The organism is Streptomyces sp. NPDC002104 (assembly GCF_053593795.1).
The window spans coordinates 26199-48399 of record NZ_JBSFDF010000048.1; the positions used below are offsets into that span (position 1 = coordinate 26199).

At 73.7% G+C, this 22201-nt stretch carries 17 protein-coding genes; 7 read left to right on the forward strand and 10 right to left on the reverse strand.

The window, feature by feature from the left end:
- The first annotated feature begins 26 nt into the window (after positions 1–26).
- Complete coding sequence (locus ACWCP2_RS30250; protein ID WP_450911736.1) at positions 27–755, forward strand: VWA domain-containing protein; 729 nt, start codon at positions 27–29, stop codon at positions 753–755.
- Positions 756–791: 36 nt separating this feature from the next.
- Entirely contained in the window at positions 792–1313 is a 522-nt protein-coding gene (locus ACWCP2_RS30255; protein WP_450911737.1) for a pyridoxamine 5'-phosphate oxidase family protein, read from the forward strand.
- Positions 1314–1326: 13 nt separating this feature from the next.
- On the opposite strand, the gene ACWCP2_RS30260 is transcribed toward ACWCP2_RS30255, so the two are convergent.
- Positions 1327–2799 (reverse strand): glycoside hydrolase domain-containing protein, encoded by a 1473-nt coding sequence (locus ACWCP2_RS30260; RefSeq protein ID WP_450911738.1) that lies wholly within the window; start codon positions 2797–2799, stop codon positions 1327–1329.
- 108 nt (positions 2800–2907) lie between these two features.
- Positions 2908–3402, reverse strand: coding sequence for a MarR family winged helix-turn-helix transcriptional regulator (locus tag ACWCP2_RS30265; RefSeq protein ID WP_450911739.1), 495 nt, complete (start codon positions 3400–3402; stop codon positions 2908–2910).
- Positions 3403–3498: 96 nt separating this feature from the next.
- On the opposite strand from ACWCP2_RS30265, the gene ACWCP2_RS30270 reads away from it, so the two are divergent.
- The 3 genes from ACWCP2_RS30270 (at position 3499) to ACWCP2_RS30280 (ending at position 5578) form a co-directional block, all read left to right on the forward strand.
- Positions 3499–4008, forward strand: coding sequence for an SgcJ/EcaC family oxidoreductase (locus tag ACWCP2_RS30270; RefSeq protein ID WP_450911740.1), 510 nt, complete (start codon positions 3499–3501; stop codon positions 4006–4008).
- A gap of 74 nt (positions 4009–4082) precedes the next feature.
- Positions 4083–4760 (forward strand): SgcJ/EcaC family oxidoreductase, encoded by a 678-nt coding sequence (locus ACWCP2_RS30275; RefSeq protein WP_450911741.1) that lies wholly within the window; start codon positions 4083–4085, stop codon positions 4758–4760.
- Entirely contained in the window at positions 4757–5578 is an 822-nt protein-coding gene (locus tag ACWCP2_RS30280; protein WP_450911742.1) for an SDR family NAD(P)-dependent oxidoreductase, read from the forward strand. Before ACWCP2_RS30275 ends, ACWCP2_RS30280 begins: the two co-directional genes overlap by 4 nt.
- Positions 5579–5589: 11 nt before the next feature.
- Here the strand turns inward: ACWCP2_RS30280 and ACWCP2_RS30285 are convergent, their stop codons facing one another.
- The 3 genes from ACWCP2_RS30285 to ACWCP2_RS30295 form a co-directional block, all read right to left on the reverse strand.
- The gene (locus ACWCP2_RS30285; RefSeq protein WP_450911743.1) at positions 5590–6678 is read right to left on the reverse strand and encodes a hypothetical protein; all 1089 of its coding nucleotides are present in this window, start codon (positions 6676–6678) and stop codon (positions 5590–5592) included.
- Positions 6675–6881: a hypothetical protein gene (locus ACWCP2_RS30290; RefSeq protein ID WP_450911744.1), complete on the reverse strand. Its 207-nt coding sequence runs from the start codon at positions 6879–6881 to the stop codon at positions 6675–6677. Before ACWCP2_RS30290 ends, ACWCP2_RS30285 begins: the two co-directional genes overlap by 4 nt.
- Positions 6882–7055: 174 nt before the next feature.
- Complete coding sequence (locus ACWCP2_RS30295; RefSeq protein WP_450911745.1) at positions 7056–7973, reverse strand: NAD-dependent epimerase/dehydratase family protein; 918 nt, start codon at positions 7971–7973, stop codon at positions 7056–7058.
- Positions 7974–8084: 111 nt separating this feature from the next.
- On the opposite strand from ACWCP2_RS30295, the gene ACWCP2_RS30300 reads away from it, so the two are divergent.
- Positions 8085–9071, forward strand: coding sequence for a GlxA family transcriptional regulator (locus ACWCP2_RS30300; RefSeq protein WP_450911746.1), 987 nt, complete (start codon positions 8085–8087; stop codon positions 9069–9071).
- A 9-nt stretch (positions 9072–9080) separates the two neighbouring features.
- On the opposite strand, the gene ACWCP2_RS30305 is transcribed toward ACWCP2_RS30300, so the two are convergent.
- The 5 genes from ACWCP2_RS30305 to ACWCP2_RS30325 form a co-directional block, all read right to left on the reverse strand.
- Entirely contained in the window at positions 9081–10040 is a 960-nt protein-coding gene (locus tag ACWCP2_RS30305) for an FAD binding domain-containing protein (RefSeq protein ID WP_450911747.1), read from the reverse strand.
- Positions 10037–12598: a molybdopterin-dependent oxidoreductase gene (locus tag ACWCP2_RS30310; RefSeq protein WP_450911748.1), complete on the reverse strand. Its 2562-nt coding sequence runs from the start codon at positions 12596–12598 to the stop codon at positions 10037–10039. Before ACWCP2_RS30310 ends, ACWCP2_RS30305 begins: the two co-directional genes overlap by 4 nt.
- Positions 12599–13100: 502 nt before the next feature.
- Complete coding sequence (locus ACWCP2_RS30315; RefSeq protein WP_450911749.1) at positions 13101–14561, reverse strand: glutamate synthase subunit beta; 1461 nt, start codon at positions 14559–14561, stop codon at positions 13101–13103.
- On the reverse strand, positions 14554–19104 hold the full coding sequence (gene gltB, locus ACWCP2_RS30320; RefSeq protein WP_450911768.1) for a glutamate synthase large subunit: 4551 nt from the start codon (positions 19102–19104) through the stop codon (positions 14554–14556). Before gltB ends, ACWCP2_RS30315 begins: the two co-directional genes overlap by 8 nt.
- Positions 19105–19480: 376 nt before the next feature.
- Entirely contained in the window at positions 19481–20212 is a 732-nt protein-coding gene (locus tag ACWCP2_RS30325; protein WP_450911750.1) for a VIT1/CCC1 transporter family protein, read from the reverse strand.
- Between the two features lie 279 nt (positions 20213–20491).
- Here ACWCP2_RS30325 and ACWCP2_RS30330 point away from each other — a divergent pair, with 279 nt between their 5' ends.
- Complete coding sequence (locus tag ACWCP2_RS30330; protein ID WP_450911751.1) at positions 20492–21478, forward strand: ADP-ribosylglycohydrolase family protein; 987 nt, start codon at positions 20492–20494, stop codon at positions 21476–21478.
- The last annotated feature ends 723 nt before the right edge of the window (positions 21479–22201 follow it).

The following is a 22201-nucleotide window of genomic DNA, read 5'->3' on the forward strand; positions in this document are numbered from 1 at the left end:
GCGCGGGCTGTCGTACGCTCGGCCCCATGACGGGCAGCGCGATAAACCTCCGGAAGATCGAAGAGACCGCCCCGGCGCTGGTCAGCCTGTACAAGAGCGCCGGGACCTCGCTCCGCAACCACGGTCTGGAGGGCGGGCGGGCCGCCGTCTACCTGGTGCTCGACTACTCGGGCTCCATGCGCCCGTACTACGAGGACGGCAGCGTGCAGGCCCTCGCCGACCGGGTGATCGGGCTCTCCGCGCACCTGGACGACGACGCCCGCGTGCCCGTCGTGTTCTTCTCCACCGAGGTCGACGCGGTCGAGGAGATCTCCCTGGCGGGCCACGCGGGGCGGGTCACCGCGATCGCCGCGGGCCTCGGCCACATGGGCAGGACGGCCTACCACGCGGCGATGGACGCCGTGATCGACCACTACCTGGACTCGGGGTCCGCCCTCCCCGCGCTCGTGGTCTTCCAGACCGACGGCGGTCCGATCAACAAGCTCGCCGCCGAGAAGTACCTGTGCAAAGCGGCCCGGCTGCCGCTCTTCTGGCAGTTCGTCGGCTTCGGCAACACCCGCAGCTCGCAGTTCGACTTCCTGCGGCGGCTGGACGAACTGCCCGTCCCGCAGAAGCGGGTGGTGGACAACGCCGGCTACTTCCACGCCGGCCAGGATCCGCGGGCCGTCGCGGACCAGGAGCTGTACGACCGGCTGGTCGGGGAGTTCCGCGGGTGGCTGGCGGCGGCCCGGGCGGCGGGCATCGTGCGCGCCTGAGCGGCGGGCGCGGGTGCCCCGCGCTTTGATGGGCGTATGACGACGAACAACTGGGCCGTATTCGAAAAGGCGGAACCGGACTTCGCGGCGGCCGTCCGGGCCCGCTTCGCACAGTTCCCGCACCACGTCCTGGCCACCCTGCGCAAGGACGGCTCCCCGCGCGCGACCGGACTGAACGTCGAGATCCGCGGCGGCGAGCTGTGGCTGGGCATGATGCCGGGCTCGATGAAGGGGAAGGACCTGCGGCGCGATCCCCGGTTCGCCCTGCACACCAACCCGGGCGCGGGCGAGAGCATGCCCGACGGGGACGTGCGGATCGCCGGGCGCGCGGTGGAGATCGTGGAACAGCCCGAGCTCCACCGGTACGCGGAGGAGGCCGAGGAGAACGACACCCCGCACCCCTTCGACCTGTTCCGCGCCGAGCTGACCGAGGTGGTGCACGTCGGGGTCGAGGGCGACGACCTGGTGGTCCGCACGTGGACCCCGGAGCACGGTCTGCGCACCCTGCGCCGGGGCAACGACGACGAGCCGGCCCGCGAGGAGCCTGCGGCGGGCTGAACCCCGGGACCGGCTAGACCCTGGCCGGGGACTTCGCCGGGGCGAGCGCCGGGGTGAGCGCCGGCGTGTTGGCGGGTGCCTTGACGGGGACCCTGGCCGGGGACTTCGCAGGAGCCTTGGCCGGGGACTTGGCCGGGGACTTGGCCGGAGCCTTCCGGGCCTTGCCCGGGGTCTTCGGGGTCTTGCCCGGCGTCTTCGAGGCCTTCGGGGTCTTCGCGGCCCCGGCCGGGGTCCGGGCGCCGACCTCCAGCCAGCTCCGGTCGATGTTGAGCGTCACGTCCCCGTACGTGGCGTCGTGGTCCCCCCGGAACTGGTGGGCGCGGCGGCCCCCCGTCCACTGGTCCGTCCCGGCGGGGAGCCCCAGGTCGGCGTCGGTGACCGAGGCCGAACCGTTCCAGCGGGCCACCCACAGCACGTCGGGCATGGACTCCGGGGCCTGGGCGTAGTGCGCGCTCAGCGCCTTGGCCCCCGAGCTCGCGGAGACGTAGGCGGCGGCCCCGAAGCCCAGTTCGTGCAGCCGGTCCGTCCAGGCCGTGAGGTAGGCGACGACCGGGGCGTCCCAGGTGGCCCGGTCCGTGTAGTTCTCCAGGTCGTTGTAGAGCACCGTGCCCTCGGCCATGCCCAGCGCCGCGGCCGCGTGGGCCGCGCCGTCGGCCTCGGCCCGGCCCTGCTCGTTGGCCTCCGAGGGGTCGGTGGAGAGCCCCGTGGAGGAGCTGTTCCAGGGCTGGGGGCCGACCCAGATCGGCATCAGGTGCCAGCCCGCCCCGGCCTGCTGCCTCACCCATCCGGCGGTGAGCTGCGGCTGGGCGCAGGCGCGGGCGCGGCCGCCGATGTAGACGCCGACGGCGCCGAAGGGCGAGTCGTCCCGCCAGGCGTTCATGGTGCGCTGGGTGGGGGCCGTGCAGGCGTCGAAGCCCTCGCCGGTGAAGGGCGTCTGGACGGTCGTACGGGAGCCTGCGCCGATGGCGCCGACCGGGTCGGCGGGGACCGGGCGGGGGGCGGCCGGGGGTGTGAGGGCGCGGGCCCGGGTGAGGACGGCGCGGACGGCCTCGGGGGTGGACCCGTAGGAGACGGTGGCCATCACCCCGGCGCGGCGCAGGGCGTAGCGGATCTCGTTGCTGTCGCCCCGGACCTTGGGCAGGGGGTCGCCCCGGTCGCCTCCGACGGTGGGGATGTCGGCGCGCGGCGGGGCCCCTTCGAGCGGCTCCAGGTGCAGGGTGTCGGAGCGGGGGGCCGCGGCGCGGGCGGCTCCGCATTCGCCCTGGTCGCCGGCGTGCCCGAGGTAGAGGGTGGGCAGGTCGAGGCGCAGGCAGGCGTCGGGGTGGCGGTCGAGGTCGACGACCCGCCAGTCGGCGGGGACGGTGAGGCGCAGCCCGCGGTAGTCGACGGTGCGGCCGTCGGCGGGGCCCTCCGCGGCTGCGAGCGGGACGGGTGCGAGCAGCGCGGCGCCCAGGAGACAGCTCAACATCATGTGGGTGGGGAGCATGTGACCCACTGTTACCAGAAGGCCCGGGGGTTGCCGGAGAGGCACGAGAGCCCGCGCTCACGTGTTGACGGGACGGCCGCACCGCGCCGCGGCCGCCCCCCGGCCCCTCTACTCCGCCGCCGGGCGGCCCTTGCTCCGGCGGGCGGCGGTGGACCCGCGGATCTCCTCCGTGGCCGCGCGGAACGCGGGCGCGGCGCGGGCGAAGTAGTCGAAGAGCAGGGCCTGCTGCTCCGGGGTGTAGGAGCCGATCACGGCCGCGATGTGCCGGCGGGCCGGTCCGACCACGTCCTCGATGCGGTCCAGCGCGTCCGGCACCGGCTCCACGATGACCCTGCGCCGGTCCCCCGGGTCGGCGGCCCGGCGGGCGTAACCGGCCCGTTCCAGGCGGTCGATGAGCCGGGTCGTCGCGCCCGTGGTCAGCCCCGTGCGGGTGGCGAGCTCACCGGAGGTGAGGCTGCCCTCCAGGGTGATGAGGCTGAGGGCGTACCACTCGGAGGTGTGCAGTCCGGCCGCTTCCGCGCTGGCCAGACCCTGGAGGCCCACGGCGTCCAGGTATTGCCGGAAGGTCGTGTGCGCGTCCGGGCCGCCGCCGCCTGTTGCCATGTCCGGGATCGTCTCCTACATTTATATCTGCACGCATGCAGATACTGCGAGGGCGCAGCATCTGCCTCAGTCTAACCAATTGGGGAGCGGTCCGTCATGCAGCAGCCCACCAGCGAGTCCCTCGCTTCCGTCCGGTCCGTGCTCGACCGGCTCGTCGCCGCCTGGGAGCGGCACGACGCCGAGGCGTACGGCGAGCTGTTCACCGAGGACGCCACGTACATCACCTACGTCGGCACCTTCTACCGGGGCCGCCGCGACATCGTGGACAGCCACCGCACGCTTTTCGCCGGCTTCCTCAAGGGCACCCGGCTGGCCGACGAGATCCTCGACGTCCGCTTCTACGGGCCGGGCGTGGCCGTGGTGAACGGCCGCGGGGACACCTACAAGGGCAAGCGCCCGGCGAAGCTCACCAAGATCCAGACGTACACCCTCGTCCGCGACCCGGGCGAGGGTGCGGACGGGGACGGGGACGCGGCCGGGAACGGGGACGGGGGCGGGGACGGGCGGTGGCGGATCGCCGCCTTCCAGAACACCAAGCGCAAGCCCCTGATGGAGGCCGTGTCCTACCGGTTCGCCCCGGGCCTCGTCCCGGCCGCCGAGCAGTGACCGCCCGCCCGGCCCCCTCACTCTCCCCCTCACTCTCCCCCTCCCCCACCCCGACGGCCTTACGGAGAACCCGCATGACCACCGCCCAACTCGACGGCCGCGCCACCGCCCCGAACAGCAACTCCGCGGCCCCGCCCGCGCCCCGCCCCCGCCGGCGCACCCTCAAGCGCGCCCTGATCGCCGCCGCGCTCGCGCTGGGCCTCACGGCCGGCGGCGGCTACCTGTGGCTCGACGCCACCGCCGAGGTCAGGGTCACCGGCTCCGCCGCCTGCACGGCCGTCACCGCCACGCAGGCCGGCGCCGGTGGCCGTACCGGCGACCGCGACGCCGTCTGCGGGGTACTGGCCTCGCTCGCCGGGGCCTGGGGCGCCGCCGACGCCGACGCGTACGGAGCCCTCTTCACGCCGGACGCCACGTACACGACGTACGTCGGCACCCACTACCAGGGCCGCGGCGACATCACCGAGGCCCACCGGGCCCTCTTCGGCGGCTTCGTCAAGGGCACGAAGCTGGCCGACTCGATCCTGGGCATCCGCTTCCTCGGCCCCGACGCGGCCGTGGTCACCAGCCGCGGCGACACCTACGAGGGCGGCCGGCCGGCCGAGCTGTCGAAGGTGCAGACGTACACGCTGACCCGCGAGAGCGACGGACAGTGGCGGATCGCCGCGTTCCAGAACACCCAGCGACAGCCCGTCATGGAGCGGGCGTCCTTCCTGCTGTCGCCCGGCACGGTGCCCGGAGCCGAGAAGTGACCGCGCGCACCGCCCTGGTCACCGGGGCCAGTTCGGGCATCGGCCGGGCCTTCGCCCGCGAACTCGCCGCCGCCGGCTGGACCGTGACCGCCGTGTCCCGCGACGAGGACCGGCTGGGCGCCCTCGTCGCGGAGCTGGGGGGTCCCGGCCACCGCCACCTGGCCGCCGACCTCTCGACGCCCGAGGGTCAGGAGCTGGTCGCCGCCGAGCTGCGCCGGCGCCCCGTCGACCTGCTGGTCAACAGCGCCGGCACCGCGCACCACGGGCCCTTCGCCGGGTCCGACCCGCGCGACGCCCAGGCCGCCACCCGCCTGGGCTGCGAAGCCGTCGTCACGCTGGCGCACGCCTTCCTCTCGGGGGCCCGCCACGGAGACGCCCTCGTCAACGTCTCCTCCACCCTCGGCAGCGCCCCGTCCCCCGGTCTCGCCGTCTACAGCGCCGGGAAGGCCTTCGTGACCGCCTTCTCCGAAGCCCTCTGGCACGAGCAACGCCCCCGCGGCGTCCACGTCATGGCCCTCTGCCCCGGCCCCACCGCCGCGGAGCCGGGGCCGAGGCCGGAGACGGAGCCGGGGCCGGAGCCGGGGCCGACGTCCCCGGCCCCGACCGCGCCCGCCCCGCCCGCGCCCCCGGTCCGGCGGCACCAGGACGCCCCCGCCGCCCTGGTCCAGAGCCCGGAGGCCGTGGTGCGCGCCGCCCTGCGCGCCCTGGACCGCCGCAGCACCCGCCCGACCGTCGTCCCCGGGCGCGCCAACTCCCTCTTCGTCCTCGCCGCCCGCCTGCTCCCGCGCCGCGCGCTGCTGGCGGTGCTCAGCCGATAGGGGGTGTCCGGCTACTCCTGCTGCTCCTGGAAGGCCGGCAGGGCGAAGATCCGCTCCTTCCCCGCCTCGTCCATGAGCTCGACGAGCGGCAGCACCAGCTCCCACAGGTCCTGCTTGTCCACCTCCCGTACGAGTCCGTCGAGTTCCTCGTCGCCCAGCCCGGCGGCGGCATCGGCCACCACCTTGCGCGCCTCCCCGGGCAGTACGCCCACCAGCGGGAGGAAGGCCCCCCACAGCGCGGTCGCCACGACGGCCCGTACCACTCCGGCCAGCACGAGCGGATCCCGCAGGGACTCCAGCCGGGCCACCGCGAGCCGGTCCTCCTCGCCGAGCAGCGCCACGAGCGGGAGCAGGGACTCCCACAGTCCCTCGGCGTGCGTCACCCGTACGAGCGAGTCGAGCGCGGCGGTGTCGAGGCGGGCGGTGAGCTCGGCGATCCGCAGCCGCTGGTCGCCGCCGACCATCGCGGCGACGCCGAGGGCCTCCTCCCAGAGCCCCTCGGCGGCAGCGGCCCGTACGACCGCGCCGAGGCGGTCGTCGCCCATGAGCTCCAGGATCCGGGGCAGCCGCTCCGGCAGGTCCACGTAGAAGCCGGCCCGCAGGACGACCGCGTCGTCGACCTGGTCGAGGATCCGGCGGAGCACCTGGTCCCGCATGTGGCCGACGAACCGGCCCATGGTGAGGTGGTCGTGGTTCTCGGCGAGGGTGGTGGCGATGCGGACGACGAGCCCCTCGTCGAGCCGGTCGACGATCCCGGAGATCTTCCGCGGGTCGAGGTGTCCGCAGGCCTCGGCGGTGAAGGAAACGGGCAGCTTCTCGATGATGGCGGCGGCCCGGCCCGCCTCCAGCCGGCCGGCGACGCCCGCGGCCAGCCGGGGACCGAGCGCCTTCTGGGAGATGGCGGCCGCCACCCCGGCGGGCACCAGTTTGGTGGCGGCGGCGATCCGGTCGAGCATCTCGGGTGCGCCGTCGTTCAGGACGCCGCTGACCTGCTCGCGGAACGCCCGTACGTCCTCGTCCGGCAGGGCGCGCAGGAAGCCGAGGTCTCCGGCGTCCGCGCCCACCAACCGGGCGATTTTCTCCACTTCGGCGCGGCTCACCGGAACAGCACCTTGCGCACGGCCCCGCGCGCGAGGGCCGGGACCAGTCCCAGCGCCTCCTCGGCGGCCTGGTTCAGCCCCTCCGCCTGGCGCGCCCGCTCCGCTTTGAGCGCCTCGGCGAGCCGGGCGAGCTCCCCGGCGTCCAGCTCCGCGAACGAAGCGGGAGGCCGAGCGCCGCCCAACTCCTTGCTCAAACGGCCCATTTCCTCATCTGTACGCACGGGACGACCTCCCACACCAGAGACGACACGACGGCTCGCGTCGAGCGTGGGCCCGAATTGACTAATAGTCAATACTCGCGGGTAGGGGTGTCGGGCGGGCCGGGACACGGGCCAGAACGCGGGCCGCGGTACGGCCGGGGCATGGGTCGGTCGGCCTCACCGCCCACCCTCAACCAGCTCCTTGAGGACGAGGTCCAGCGCGGTGGCCCGCACGCCCAGCACGGCCTCGGTGTCGGAGGCGTCGACGCGCAGCGCCCGGTCGTACATGTAGGCCATCTCCGGGACTTCGGCCATCAGCGCGTCCCGGGCGACCAGGTCCGCCAGCTCCCCGCGCGTCATTCGCCGCAGCCGCGGGTCCGGCGCACCCGCGGTCGCGGCGAGCCGGCCGGCCAGGGCCCGGACGGACAGTTCCGAGGTGGACGGTACGTGCCAGGCGCGGCCCCAGCCGTCCTCCCGGCCGCCGACCGCGACGAGGGTGCGGGCCACGTCGTCCACGGAGGACCAGGCGTGCGCCTCGTCCAGGCCGACCGGGAGCACCGCCTCCGCGCCCGCGAGCACGGCGGGGACGACCGTCCAGGTGAACAGCGAGAGCGCCCCTGCCCCGAGGAAGTCGCTCGCCCGGACCTCGGCGGCGCGCACGCGCCCGGCCTCGTGGGCCGCCAGGGCCTCGTGCCACATCGCCGCGCGCACCCGCCCCTTGTCCGAGGTCGGCCGCAGGGGCAGCCCGGGGGTCAGGGGCCCGTCCACCGGTCCGTACCCGTAGAGGTTTCCGAGCATCACGTAGTCCGTGCCGGTCCGCTCTGCGGCGGTGAGCAGGGAGGCCGCCAGCGGCGGGAAGGCGGTGCGCCAGTCCTGATAGGCGGGAGCGGCGGCGTTGTAGAGGGTGCGCGCATCCCGGAGCAGTCCGGTGAGGCGGTCGGTGTCGGTGATGTCGGCGGCGACCCGCTCGACGAGCGGATGTTCGGGCCCGCCGCCGCTGCGGGTGATGACGCGGACCCGTTCGCCGGAGGCGGCGAGCAGACGGGCGGTGGCGGTGCCGATGGGGCCGGCGCCGGTGACGACGTGCACGGACATGGCCGTACTCCCTTGCTGGAGGCTTGAGTTGATCGCTCGGTGGATCAACTCTCGCCCCGGGAACTCCCGTACAGTAGTGGCCCGAATGCCAGCCGTCCGGAGATTCGAGCCATGACGACCCCGCCCGCGCCACCTTCCCCCACCCGGCGTCCGCACCGGGTGGTGGTCATCGCGGTCCCCCCGGTGACCACCTTCGACCTGTCGATCCCGGAGGTGGTCTTCGGTGCGACCCGGCTCGGGGAGGACCCGGCCTACGAGGTGACGGTCTGCACGCCCGCCCCCGGCGTGGTCAAGGCGGCGATCGGCACCGACGTCTTCGTGCGCCACGGTCTGGAGGCGGTCGAGGGGGCCGACACGGTGATGGTGACGGGGACGGGCGCCCGGGTCGGCGCCGACCCGCGGGTGCTGGACGCCCTGCGGGATGCCGCCGCGCGGGGCCGGCGCATCGCGTCCATCTGCACGGGTGCGTTCGTCCTCGCGCAGGCCGGCCTCCTCGACTCCCGGCGCGCCACGACCTTCTGGAGCATGTCGGAGGAGTTCAGGGAGCGCTTCCCCGCGGTGGACCTGGTCCCGGGCGTGCTGTTCGTCGAGGACGACGGGGTGCTGACCTCGGCGGGGCTCTCCGCGGGGATCGACCTGTGCCTGCACATGGTGCGCGGCGATCACGGAGCCGCCGTCGCGAACGCCACGGCCCGCCTGATGGTGGCGGCGCCCTCCCGGCCGGGCGGCCAGGCCCAGTACATCGAGACACCGCTCCCGGCCGACCGCGGCGGCTCCCTGGCCGCGACCCGCGCCTGGGCCCTGGCCCGGCTGCACGAACCGACGACCCTGGCCGAACTGGCCCGGCACGCGGGGCTGAGCGTGCGCACCCTGACCCGGCGTTTCCGCTCCGAAACCGGTGCCAGCCCCCTCCAGTGGCTCCTGCACCAGCGCCTCCACCGTGCCCGCGCGATCCTGGAGACGACCGCCCTTCCCATGGACCAGGTGGCCGCACGCAGCGGGCTCGGCACCGCCGACTCCCTGCGCACGCACCTGGTCCGCTCCACGGGCCTCACCCCCAGCGCGTACCGGGCCACGGCACGGCTGCGGCGGCCGTAGGGCCGGGGGCTATCCGGCGGGGGTGGCGGCGGCCCGCTCCAGTACCTCCAGCACGGTGTCGCGGAACAGCGTGGTCTTGTAGCCGGTCTGCGGCAGCGGGCTGCAGCGGGCCAGCACCGTCGCGGCCGCCGCCGCGAGCAGCTCGGGGGTGGCCTCCCGGCCGATCAGGACGGTCTCCACCTCCGGCAGCCGCAGCGGAACCCGCGCCACGCCGCCCGCCGCGACCGCGGCGTGCGTGACGGTGGCGCCGTCCAGCGCGAGCCGGGCGGTGGCCTCGACCAGGGGCCATTCGCCGTGGGCCCGGCTGGTGGCCCGGTGGCAGGCGGCGCGCTCGCCCGGCAGGGGCGGCGGGAGCAGCACCGCGGTGAGCACGCGGTCCGGGGCCAGCAGGTGGTCGGCCCGGTGGAGCCGGTCGCCGTCCCCGTACAACTCGGCGACCGTGCGCGGTGCTTCACCGTGGATCTCGACCCCGGCGTCGTAAGTGAGCAGGGCCATCGCGAGGGTCGACGGGTGCGGGGCCACGCACGGGCCGTCGCCGCTGACCACGCCGAAGTGGTGGTCGCCCTCGCGCGCGGGGCAGCCGGAGCCGCCCTTCTGGAGGCAGCTGAAGTGCGGATTGCGGTAGTACCAGCAGCGGTTGCGCTGGAGCAGGTTCCCGCCCAGGGTGCCCGCGGCCCGGATCTGCGGGGTCGCCGCGGTCCCGGCCGACACCGCCAGGGCGGGCCAGCCGGAGCGCACCCGCGGATCGGCGGCCAGCGTGGCGAGCGTGGTCAGGGCGCCGATCCGCAGGCCCCCGCCGGGCAGCGGCGTGCAGCCGCGCAGGCTGCCCGCGCCGTCGAGGTCGGTGAACGGGCCGGGGGCGATGCCCGCGCGGTACCGGGCGGTGGTGTCGGTACCGCCGGCGCGCAGCTCCCCGCCGCGCGCCAGGACGGCGGCCGAGAGGTCGGTGAGGGTGGGCTCGGTGCTCAAGTACCCAGTCCTTCCAGGAGCCGGTCGGGTCGGATGGGCATGTCGTACGGGCGCCAGCCGGTCGCGTCGTGGACCGCGTTGGCCAGGGCTGCCGCGGTGGGCAGGGTGGAGATCTCCCCGAGGCCGACTCCGCCGCCGGGGACGTGGTCGAAGCCCTCCTGGTGGAAGTGGACGGTGATCTCGGGGGTGTCGCCGATGCCGGGGATGCGGTAGTCCTCCAGGTTGTCGGTCAGCACCCGTCCCGTGGCCGGGTCCGTGCGCCGCTCCTCGAACAGGGCGTACCCGACGCCCTGGACCACGGCCCCCTCGCACTGGCTGCGGGCGAGCCGTTCCTCGTGGATGCGGCCCGCGGCGATGCCGCTCCACACGCGCAGCGGGCGGATCCGGCCGAGCCGGGTGTCCACCTCCACCTCGGCGACCTGCACCGATCCGGTGAAGCCGCGGCCGATCGCGATGCCGCCCATGGTCAGGTTGAGGGGGGTCACGAAGCCCCGGCGGTCGCGGGGGCGCCGGCCGGTGACCCGTACGCCGTGGGCGAGGCCCAGCCGGGAGGAGACGTCGCCGTCACCGCCGCCGAGGGCCTCGCGCAGCCGTTCGGCGGCGTCCAGGGCCGCGGGCACGATCGAGGGCGTGGTGCGGCTGCCGCCGGAGGTGGGCCCGTGCACGGTGTCGCTGTGCCCGACCTCGGCGCGCACCCTCTCCTCCGGCAGGCCGAGCCCTTCGGCGACGGCCCGGCGCAGGACGGTGCGCGAGCCGGTGCCCATGTCCTGCACGGCGCAGCGGGCGATGACGGTCCCGTCCTCGACGGTGAGCTCGACCTCGGTGACGGGGTCGAGGAAGTACAGCCAGTTGGCCGCGGCCACGCCGACGCCCCGGCGGAACCGCCCGGTGCCGCCGCGGGTGCCCGACCAGGCCGGGAGGGCGGCGGCCAGGTCGTACAGGGCGTGCCGCTTCGGGTTGCCGTCCCAGCGGCGCCGCAGCGCGATCGGGTCCTCTCCCAGCCGGCGGGCCATCTCGTCGACGCCCTGTTCCAGGGCCCAGCACATCGTGGGTCCGCCCGGGCCCCGGAAGGGGGCGCCCGGCGGCCGGTGGGTGACGGTGTCGAAGTCCCGTAGCCGGCGCGGGGCCTTGCCGTACATGAACCGGGCCAGCGCGGCGACGGTGCCGCCCACCGAGACCCCGCCGTCGGTGTCCACGTCCATGGCCAGCGCGCTCAGCCCGCCGTCCGCGTCCGCTGCCATGGCCAGCCGGATCCGGGTGCCGGGCCGGTACCCGCCGTCGGTGAGTTCCTCGTCGCGGTCCAGCACCACCCGTACGGGGGCGCCGTGCATCCGGGCCAGCTCCACCGCGGCGACCACGTCGGAGGTCAGCCCCATCTTGCAGCCGAAGCCGCCGCCGACGTGGACGGCCCGGGCCACCACCCGTTCGAGGGGCACGCCGAACCGCTCGGCGGCGAGCACGGCCACCTGCCGCACCGACTGCGTGGACACCTCCAGGTGCAGGGTGCCTTCGTCCCACCGGGCCAGGCAGGCATGGGGTTCGAGCGGGGTGTGCGTCTGCGCGGCGGTGGTGAACAGCCCCTCGACCACCCGCTCGGGGCTGTTCTCCCGCGCCTGGACGATCCGGCGCACGGCCGTGGCGGGTCGCTTGCTCATGGCGGAGGGACCGCGCCGGTTGCCGCGCCAGCGGGCGGGCGTCAGCTGCGGAGCCTCCCCGGAGCCGGGCGCCAGCTTCCGCGCCGCCTTGTCCTCGTAGACCAGCGGCCCCTCACCGGCCCGCGCCCGGCGCACGTCGAGGGCGGCGGGCAGCACCTCGTACTCCACCTTGACCCGGGAGGCGGCCGCCCGGGCGGCGTCCCGGTCCCCCGCGGCGACGGCCGCCACGGGCTGCCCGACGTACCGCACCACCCCGTCGGGCGGCAGCAGCGGCACCACCGGGAGGTCCCCGGCCTCCAGGGACCGTACGTACGCGTGCGCGTGCGGCGACCGGATGATCACCCCCTCCAGCAGCCCCTCGGGCCGGTGATCGGTGGTGTACCGGGCCGACCCGTCGACCTTCTGGGGAGCCTCGGCGCGCGGCGGCGCCGACGCCTCGCCCTCGTACGCGCCCGCGCACGCGGCGGCCACGGCACTGTAGATGCCCTCATAGGCGCCGCACCGGCACAGATGCCCGGCCAGCGCCTCCGCGACCTCCTCCCGCCCCGGCCTGCTCCGTCCGTGCGCGGCCCGCCACCGCTCGAAGAACGCGGCCGCCTCGACCACGAACCCGGGGGTGCAGTAGCCGCACTGGAGGGCGTCCTCACCGGCGAAGGCACGCCCGACCGGGTGACCGGCCAGCCCCTCCACCGTCGTCACCCGCCGCCCGGCCAGCCGGGCCGCCGGCGTCAGACACGCCACCCGCGGCTCCCCGTCGACCTGGATCGTGCACGCCCCGCACACCCCGCCGGAGCAGACCAGCTTGGTCCCGGTCAGCCCCAGCCCCTCCCGCACCACCTCGACGGCGGCCGGATCACCGTCCACGTCCACCGCGCACGGGACGCCATTGACCTCGAACTCCACGAGCGCACTCCTCAACCAAGGACGGCGACGACCCCCACACCACCCGGGCTCGCCTTCCCCCCTTGATAACCCGCCCCCACCCACCCCGCAGCTCGGCACACCCGCCCCGGAACGCCACAACGCCCGCCACCCCTGGTCGGGGACGTGGCGGGCGCTGTGTCGAGTGCCGTACTTCGTTGTACGGACCGTATGAGGGGTCCCGGCGGGCCGGGGGTACTGCGGGGCCTCAGCGACCACCCGACGGCCGGAGGCCGGCGCAGCCGGGCGAAGCCCGGGAGGCCGCCTGCGGCCGAGCGGTGCGAGCACGGCGTCCAGAAGGAGTCGTGGCGGGCGTCGTGTCGGAGTGCCGTACTTCGTTGTACGGACCGTATGAGGGGTCCCGGCCGGGGCCGGGGGTTACCGCAGAGAGCTCAGCCGTCGCACCGACGGCCGGAGGCCGGCGCAGCCGGGCGAAGCCCGGGAGGCCGCCTGCGGCCGAGCGGTGCGAGCACGGCGTCCAGAGTCAGACGGTGATCGAGCGGTCCGTCGGCTTGACCGGGTACGGGAGGGCGCTGGTGCCGGTCAGGAAGCGGTCCACGCCGCGGGCGGCCGAGCGGCCTTCCGCGATGGCCCAGACGATCAGCGACTGGCCGCGGCCGGCGTCGCCGGCGACGAAGACGCCGTCGACGTTGGTCGCGTAGGAGGCGTCGCGCTCGATGTTGCCGCGGGCGTCCATCGCCAGGCCGAACTGCGCCGTGAGGCCGTTCTCCTGGTCGGTGCCGGTGAAGCCCATCGCCAGGGTGACCAGCTGCGCGGGGAGGACGCGCTCGGTGCCGGGCTTCTGGACGAGCTTGCCGTCCTCGAAGGCGACCTCGACCAGGTGGAGGGCCTGGACGTTGCCGTCCTCGTCGCCCTCGAAGTGGGTGGTGGAGACGGAGTAGATCCGCTCGCCGCCCTCCTCGTGAGCAGAGGTGACCTTGTACAGCATGGGGAAGGTCGGCCAGGGCTGGCCGGCCGGCCGGTCCTCGGAGGGACGCGGCATGATCTCCAGCTGCGTGACCGAGGCCGCGCCCTGGCGGTGGGCGGTGCCGACGCAGTCCGCGCCGGTGTCGCCGCCGCCGATGACGACCACGTGCTTGCCCTCGGCCGTGATGGGGGGCGCCATGAAGTCGCCCTCCTGGACCTTGTTCGCGAGGGGGAGGTACTCCATCGCGAAGTGGATGCCGTTCAGCTCGCGCCCCGGGACCGGCAGGTCGCGGGAGACGGTCGCGCCCGCCGCGATGACCACCGCGTCGAACCGCTTGCGCAGGTCGGTGGCGGTGATGTCGCGGCCGACCTCGACACCGGTACGGAACTTGGTGCCCTCCGCGCGCATCTGCTCGATGCGGCGGTTGATGTGCACCTTCTCCATCTTGAACTCGGGGATGCCGTAGCGCAGCAGCCCGCCGATGCGGTCGGCGCGCTCGTACACCACCACGGTGTGGCCGGCCCGGGTCAGCTGCTGGGCCGCGGCGAGACCCGCCGGGCCGGAGCCGATGACCGCGGCGGTCTTGCCCGACAGGCGCTCGGGCGCCTGCGGGGTGACGTCGCCGTTGTCCCACGCCTTGTCGATGATCGAGACTTCGACGTTCTTGATGGTGACGGCCGGCTGGTTTATGCCGAGCACACAGGCGGACTCGCACGGAGCGGGGCACAGACGGCCCGTGAACTCCGGGAAGTTGTTCGTCGCGTGCAGACGCTCCGAAGCCGCGGTCCAGTCCTCGCGGTACGCGAAGTCGTTCCACTCGGGGATCAGGTTCCCGAGCGGGCAGCCGTTGTGGCAGAACGGGATGCCGCAGTCCATGCAGCGGCCGGCCTGCTTGCTGATGATCGGCAGCAGCGAGCCCGGAACGTAGACCTCGTTCCAGTCCTTGAGGCGCTCGGCCACAGGACGGGTGCAGGCGGTCTCGCGCGGGGTGGTGAGGAAGCCCTTCGGGTCAGCCATGGGTCGCCGCCTCCATCATCTTCTCCGTGGTCTCGGACTCGGAGAGTCCGGCGAGCTCAGCGGCGTCCTTGGCGGCGAGCACTGCCTTGTACGTGGTCGGGATGATCTTGCTGAAGCGGGCCGCCGAGGCGGTCCAGTCAGCCAGGAGCTTCGCGGCCACGGTCGAGCCGGTCTCCTCCTCGTGGCGGCGCACCACATCGTGCAGCCACTGGGAGTCGGTGTCGGAGAGGGCTTCGAGCGCCCCCGTGTTGCCGACGTTGACGTTGGCCGGGTCCAGGTCGATGACGTACGCGACGCCGCCCGACATGCCCGCCGCGAAGTTGCGGCCCGTCTCGCCGAGGACGACCGCGGTGCCGCCGGTCATGTACTCGCAGCCGTGGTCGCCCACGCCTTCCGAGACGACCAGGGCGCCGGAGTTGCGGACGCAGAAGCGCTCGCCGGTGCGGCCGCGCAGGAACAGCTCGCCGCCGGTGGCGCCGTAGCCGATCGTGTTGCCCGCGATGGTCGAGTACTCGGCCAGGTGGTCGGCGCCGCGGTCCGGGCGGACCACGACGCGGCCGCCGGAGAGGCCCTTGCCGACGTAGTCGTTGGCGTCGCCCTCCAGGCGCAGGGTCACACCCTTCGGCAGGAAGGCGCCGAAGGACTGGCCGGCGGAGCCGGTGAAGGTCAGGTCGATGGTGTTGTCGGGCAGGCCCGCACCGCCGAACTTCTTCGTGACCTCGTGGCCGAGCATGGTGCCGACCGTGCGGTTGATGTTGCGGATCGCGACCTGGGCGCGGACCGGCTGCGCGGTCTCGGCCGAGTCGGCGTTGAGCGCGTCCGCGGCGAGGCGGATGAGCTCGTTGTCGAGCGCCTTCTCCAGACCGTGGTCCTGCTCGATCAGGGCGTGGCGGACCGCGCCCTCGGGCAGCTCCGGCACGTAGAAGAGCGGCTCCAGGTCGAGACCCTGCGCCTTCCAGTGCGTGACGGCCTTGCTGGTGTCGAGGAGCTCGGCGTGGCCGACGGCCTCCTCGATGGTGCGGAAGCCCAGCTCGGCGAGGAGCTCGCGCACCTCCTCCGCGATGAACTCGAAGAAGTTGACGACGAACTCGGGCTTGCCGGAGAACCGGTCGCGCAGGACCGGGTTCTGCGTGGCGATGCCGACCGGGCAGGTGTCCAGGTGGCAGACGCGCATCATGACGCAGCCGGAGACGACGAGCGGCGCGGTCGCGAAACCGAACTCCTCGGCGCCGAGCAGCGCGGCGATGACGACGTCGCGGCCGGTCTTGAGCTGGCCGTCCGTCTGGACCACGATGCGGTCGCGCAGCCCGTTGAGCAGCAGGGTCTGCTGGGTCTCGGCGAGGCCGAGCTCCCAGGGACCGCCCGCGTGCTTCAGGGACGTCAGAGGAGACGCGCCCGTACCGCCGTCGTGGCCGGAGATGAGGACGACGTCCGCGTGGGCCTTGGAGACACCGGCCGCGACCGTACCCACGCCGACCTCGGAGACCAGCTTCACGTGGATGCGGGCGACCGGGTTGGCGTTCTTGAGGTCGTGGATCAGCTGAGCCAGGTCCTCGATGGAGTAGATGTCGTGGTGCGGCGGCGGGGAGATCAGGCCGACGCCGGGGGTGGAGTGCCGGGTCTTGGCGACCCACGGGTAGACCTTGTGGCCGGGCAGCTGGCCGCCCTCGCCGGGCTTGGCGCCCTGCGCCATCTTGATCTGGATGTCGTCCGCGTTGACCAGGTACTCGCTCGTGACACCGAAGCGGCCGGAGGCGACCTGCTTGATGGAGGAGCGGCGCGCCGGGTCGTACAGGCGGTCCGGGTCCTCGCCGCCCTCACCGGTGTTGGACTTGGCGCCCAGCTGGTTCATGGCGATGGCGAGGGTCTCGTGCGCCTCCTTGGAGATGGAGCCGTACGACATGGCGCCGGTGGAGAAGCGCTTGACGATGTCGGCGACCGACTCGACCTCGTCGATGGAGATCGGCGGACGGGCCCCCGTCTCGTCGGCCTTGAACCCGAAGAGCCCGCGGAGCGTCATCAGGCGCTCGGACTGCTCGTTCACCCGGTCCGTGTACTGCTTGAAGATGTCGTACCGGCGGTTGCGCGTGGCGTGCTGCAGCCGGAAGACCGTGTCCGGGTCGAACAGGTGCGGCTCGCCCTCGCGGCGCCACTGGTACTCGCCGCCGATCTCCAGCGCGCGGTGCGTGGCGGCGATGCCGGAGGCCGGGTACGCCTTGGCGTGGCGCGCGGCCACCTCCTTGGCGATGACGTCCAGACCGGCGCCGCCGATCTTGGTGGCGGTACCCGCGAAGTACGCGGCGACGAACTCCTCGTTCAGGCCGACGGCCTCGAAGACCTGCGCGCCGCGGTAGGAGGCGACAGTGGAGATGCCCATCTTGGACATGACCTTCAGGACGCCCTTGCCGAGCGCGTAGATCAGGTTCTTGATGGCCTGCTCCGGCTCCAGGCCGGACAGGAAGGTACCGGCGCGCAGGAGGTCCTCGACGGACTCCATGGCGAGGTACGGGTTGACCGCGGCGGCGCCGTAGCCGATGAGCAGCGCGACGTGGTGGACCTCGCGGACGTCGCCGGCCTCGATCAGCAGACCCACCTGGGTGCGCTGCTTGGTCGCGATGAGGTGGTGGTGCACGGCGGAGGTGAGCAGCAGCGAGGGGATCGGCGCGTGCTCGGCGTCGGAGTGACGGTCCGAGAGGACGATCAGGTGCGCGCCGTTCTCGATGGCCGCGTCGACCTCGCCGCGGATCTCCTCAAGGCGTGCGGCCAGGGCGTCGCCGCCGCCCGAGACCCGGTACAGGCCCGAGAGGGTGGCGGCCTTCATGCCCGGCATGTCGCCGTCGGCGTTGACGTGGATGAGCTTGGCCAGCTCGTCGTTGTCGATCACCGGGAAGGGCAGGGTGACGCTGCGGCAGGACGCGGCGGTCGGCTCCAGCAGGTTGCCCTGCGGGCCGAGCGAGGACAGCAGCGAGGTGACGAGCTCCTCGCGGATGGCGTCCAGCGGCGGGTTGGTGACCTGCGCGAAGAGCTGGGTGAAGTAGTCGAAGAGCAGCCGGGGGCGCTCGGACAGGGCCGCGATCGGGGAGTCCGTACCCATGGAGCCGAGGGGCTCGCCGGCGGTACGGGCCATCGGCGCGAGGATGATGCGGAGCTCTTCCTCGGTGTAGCCGAAGGTCTGCTGGCGGCGGGTGACCGAGGCGTGGGTGTGCACGATGTGCTCACGCTCGGGCAGGTCCGTCAGCTCGATCTCGCCCGTCTCCAGCCATTCGGCGTACGGGTGCTCGGCGGCCAGCGCGTCCTTGATCTCGTCGTCTTCGATGATCCGCTTCTGGGCGGTGTCGACGAGGAACATCTTGCCGGGCTGGAGGCGGCCCTTGCGGACGACCTTGGCCGGGTCGATGTCCAGGACGCCGACCTCGGAGGAGAGCACGACGAAGTCGTCGTCGGTGACCCAGTAGCGGCCGGGGCGCAGACCGTTGCGGTCGAGGACCGCGCCGACCTGGGTGCCGTCGGTGAAGGTGACGCAGGCGGGGCCGTCCCACGGCTCCATCTGCGTGGAGTGGTACTTGTAGAACGCGCGGCGGGCCGGCGACATGGAGGTGTGGTTCTCCCACGCCTCCGGGATCATCATCAGCACGCTGTGCGGCAGCGACCGGCCGCCGAGGTGGAGCAGCTCCAGGACCTCGTCGAAGGAGGCAGAGTCGGAGGCGTCCGGGGTGCAGATCGGGAAGATGCGCTCGAGGGCGCCCTCGCCGAAGAGGCCGGAGGCCAGCTGGGACTCGCGGGCCCGCATCCAGTTCCGGTTGCCCTTGACCGTGTTGATCTCGCCGTTGTGCGCGACGAAGCGGTACGGGTGGGCCAGCGGCCACGACGGGAAGGTGTTCGTCGAGAACCGGGAGTGGACCAGGGCGATCGCGGAGGCGAAGCGGCGGTCGGAGAGGTCCGGGAAGAAGGGCTCCAGCTGGCCGGTGGTCAGCATGCCCTTGTAGACGATCGTGCGGGCGGAGAGCGACGGGAAGTAGACCCCGGCCTCGCGCTCGGCGCGCTTGCGCAGCACGAAGGCCTTGCGGTCCAGCTCGATCCCGCTCGTCCCGTTGCTGACGAACAGCTGCGAGAAGGCCGGCATGGTGGCGCGGGCGCCGTTGCCGAGCAGGTCGGGGGTGACCGGAACCTCGCGCCAGCCGAGAACCGTGAGGTTCTCCTCGGCGGCGATGGCCTCGATCTGCTCCACGGCGACGGCCTGTGCGGTGCCGTCGGCGGGGAGGAAGGCGATGCCGACGGCGTACGCGCCGGCCTCGGGAAGGTCGAAACCGGCCACCTCGCGCAGGAACGCGTCCGGGACCTGGGAGAGGATGCCGGCGCCGTCGCCCGAGTCGGGCTCGGATCCGGTGGCGCCTCGGTGCTCGAGGTTCCGCAATACGGTCAGCGCCTGCTCGACCAGCGTGTGGCTGGCCTCGCCGGTGAGGTTGGCCACAAAGCCGACGCCGCAGGCGTCGTGCTCGTTGCGCGGGTCGTACATGCCCTGCTGGGCGGGGCGACCGTCCATGGGCGACCAGGCGGTGTTGCTGAGGCCGGTCGCGGAGTGCGTGGATGCGGAACGCATCGGCTCTCCCGTCGTCGTCGTGGCATATGTGCATAGCCGAGGGACGACGTTGGCCCTCTGCGAAATTTCGTGCAGATTACATGATGACGACAATCCCGAGAAGCGGATATGTCATTCCAGCATGCGGACACTGCACGGAGCAGACAAGAGGGGACTTTCGCAGGTGTCCTGCCATCGGGACACGGGACGAAGGTCCCGGCACGGGGCGGGCCTCATTGCCCGGCGCCCAGGGTCTGATGCCCGGCGGACATGGGATCGAAACCGCCGAGTAACTGACTACTTATGTTGCGTACTGCATAGTGTCTCACTCCCTGCACGGTCAGCCTACGGCTCCGCCGATCCAGGTTCCCAGGATGTACGTCACACCCGCGGCCGCGCCACCCAGGACGAGCTGGCGCAGCCCGCTGTACCACCAGGACCGGGCCGTGACCCGGGAGACCACCGCGCCGCAGGCGAACAGACCCACCAGCGCCGCCAGCACCGCGGGCCACAGGACCGTCGCACCGAGCAGGTAGGGCAGCAGCGGGATCACCGCGCCGAGCGCGAAGGATCCGAAGGAGGACACGGCCGCGACCATCGGCGACGGCAGGTCGTCCGGGTCGATCCCGAGCTCCTCGCGGGCGTGGATCTCCAGCGCCTGCTCCGGGTCGCGGGACAGCTGCATGGCCACCTCGCGGGCCAGCGCCGGCTCGACGCCGCGCGAGACGTAGAGCTCGGCCAGCTCCTCCATCTCGTCGATGGGGTGCTTGCGCAACTGCTGGCGCTCTATGTCCAGTTCGGCGAGGACGAGCTCGCGCTGGGAGGCGACCGAGGTGTACTCCCCCGCCGCCATGGAGAAGGCGCCGGCGGCGAGGCCGGCCAGGCCGGTGACCACGACGACGTGCGGGGCGACGGCGCCGCCGGCCACGCCGGTCATCAGCGCGAGGTTGGAGACGAGCCCGTCCATCGCACCGAAGACCGCCGGGCGCAGCCATCCGCCGTTGACGTCACGGTGGGTGTGGTTGTCGCGGTGGGCGGTGTGCAGCGGTGCTTCGATATCAATGATGGACATGTCGGCTGTCTCCCCTTTTGTACGAGTGGGCGCACAGAGCTGTGCCATGGACGACGCGCGGACACCCACTCCCCCTGAACACCTCGAAACTACGCACGATTTTTGCCGCCCGCCAGCAAGGAAGGCCGTACTTACCTGGGGTTTTGGGCATCGGCGACCGGGTGACGGCGGCCCTCGGCGGGTGTTTCGCGACGAGCGACAAACCTCATGCCATGGCACAAATCCCCCAAGGGCTCAATATGAGTCCCATCCAAGTGGGAGAGGCGCGCCATGGAGCTGATGAAGCAGATTGCATGCAATCCGCAGGTCCTCCTCGAACGGGCCCGGGGCGCCCTTCTCGGACTCGCGGTGGGTGACGCGCTGGGCGCCCCCGCGGAGAACATGAAGCCGTCCGAGATCCGGGCGAAGTGGGGCCGGATCGAGGGCTTCGTCTCGGACGATCCGGCGGGCACGGACGACACCGAGTACGCGATCTTCTCGGGCCTGCTGCTGGCCCGCCACGGTTCGGCGCTGACCGTCGCCCACGTGGAACGGGCCTGGCACCACTGGATCGCGGACCTGGACGAGGGTCCGTTCCGCGGGGCGGGCTTCTCGGAACGCGGCACCCTGGAGAACCTCCGCCGGGGCCTGGCGGCCCCCATCTCCGCCCAGCACCGGCACGCCTGGTCGGACGGTCTGGCCATGCGGGCGGCCCCCTTCGGCGTCTTCGCGGCGGGCCGGCCCGCCGAGGCCGCCCGCCTGGTCGCCATCGACGGCTGCGTCAGCCACGACGGCGAGGGCATCTACGGCGGCCAGGCCGTCGCGGCGGGCGTCGCGGCGGCGATGGCCGGCGGCTCCGCGGCCTCCGTGATCTCGGCGGCCCTGTCGGTCATCCCGTCGGACTCCTGGACGGCCCGCTCCCTGCGCCGGGCCGTCACGGCCGCCCCGCGCGGCGAGCGGGCGGTCCGCTCGGCGGTGGTCATCGGCGGCTACCCCTGGACGGACCTGGCCCCGGAGGCGGTCGGCCTGGCCTTCGGCGCGTTCGCCGCGTGCGGTGGCGACTTCTCCTCCTCCGTCCTCATGGCGGTCAACATGGGCCGCGACGCGGACACCACGGCGGCCGTCGCGGGCGCCCTCGCCGGAGCGATGTCCGGCGCCCCCGCCATCCCGGCCGCCTGGTCCTCGGCGATCGGCCCGGTCCGCGGAAGCTGCCTCCCCTCGATGCGCGGCTACCACGTCCTGGACATCGCGGACCTCCTCACCCCGGAAACCGAGACCCCCCGATGACCCTGACCCCGACCACCCCGCCCCCCGCGACCCCGCCCGAGACCCCCGACGTCCGGACGGCTCCGCCGGAGGACCCGGCACTCGCCGGATCGGCGCTGGAGGGCGACCCCCTCGCCGCGCCGGCCCCGGGGGGCGAGGCCGGGCCCGAGCGGACCCCGGAACCCGGCCTCCAGGCCGGCCGGAGCCCGGACGGCGCCGCCCAGGCCGCGCAGGCCCTCGAAGGCGACGTCCGCGGTGCGGGGAGCCCGCCGAGCGGCACCGCGGCCGGGCGGGCCCCGCGCAGCAGCGCCCTCGTTGGGGCGGTCCCGGGAGCCGGTACGCCGGTGCCCGCGTTCCTTCGGGCCGAGTCCGCGGTACGGGGCGGAGTCGCCGCCGGGCTCGCGGAGCGGTCGGCCCCGGCCGCGCCCGTCCGGGGGTCCGGGGGCCTGCCCCCGGTTTCGGGAAGGGGCGGGCACGGGGAGATCCCCGACCCGCAGCCCGGACCCGCCGGGCACGCGCACGACACCCCGCCGCGCGCGCAGGCCCGTACCGCCGAGCCGCTCGACGTACCCGGCCGGGGTACCGGACGCGACACCCCGCCCTCGGACGGCAGCGCCTCCGGCCCGGACACCCCGGCGGCCGGCGTCGTGAGGGGGACCGCGCAGGCCCGTACCGCTGCCCCGGCCGGCGCCGCGAGCGGGACCGCGCAGGCCCGTACCGCCGCCCCGGCGGAAGCCGCGTCCG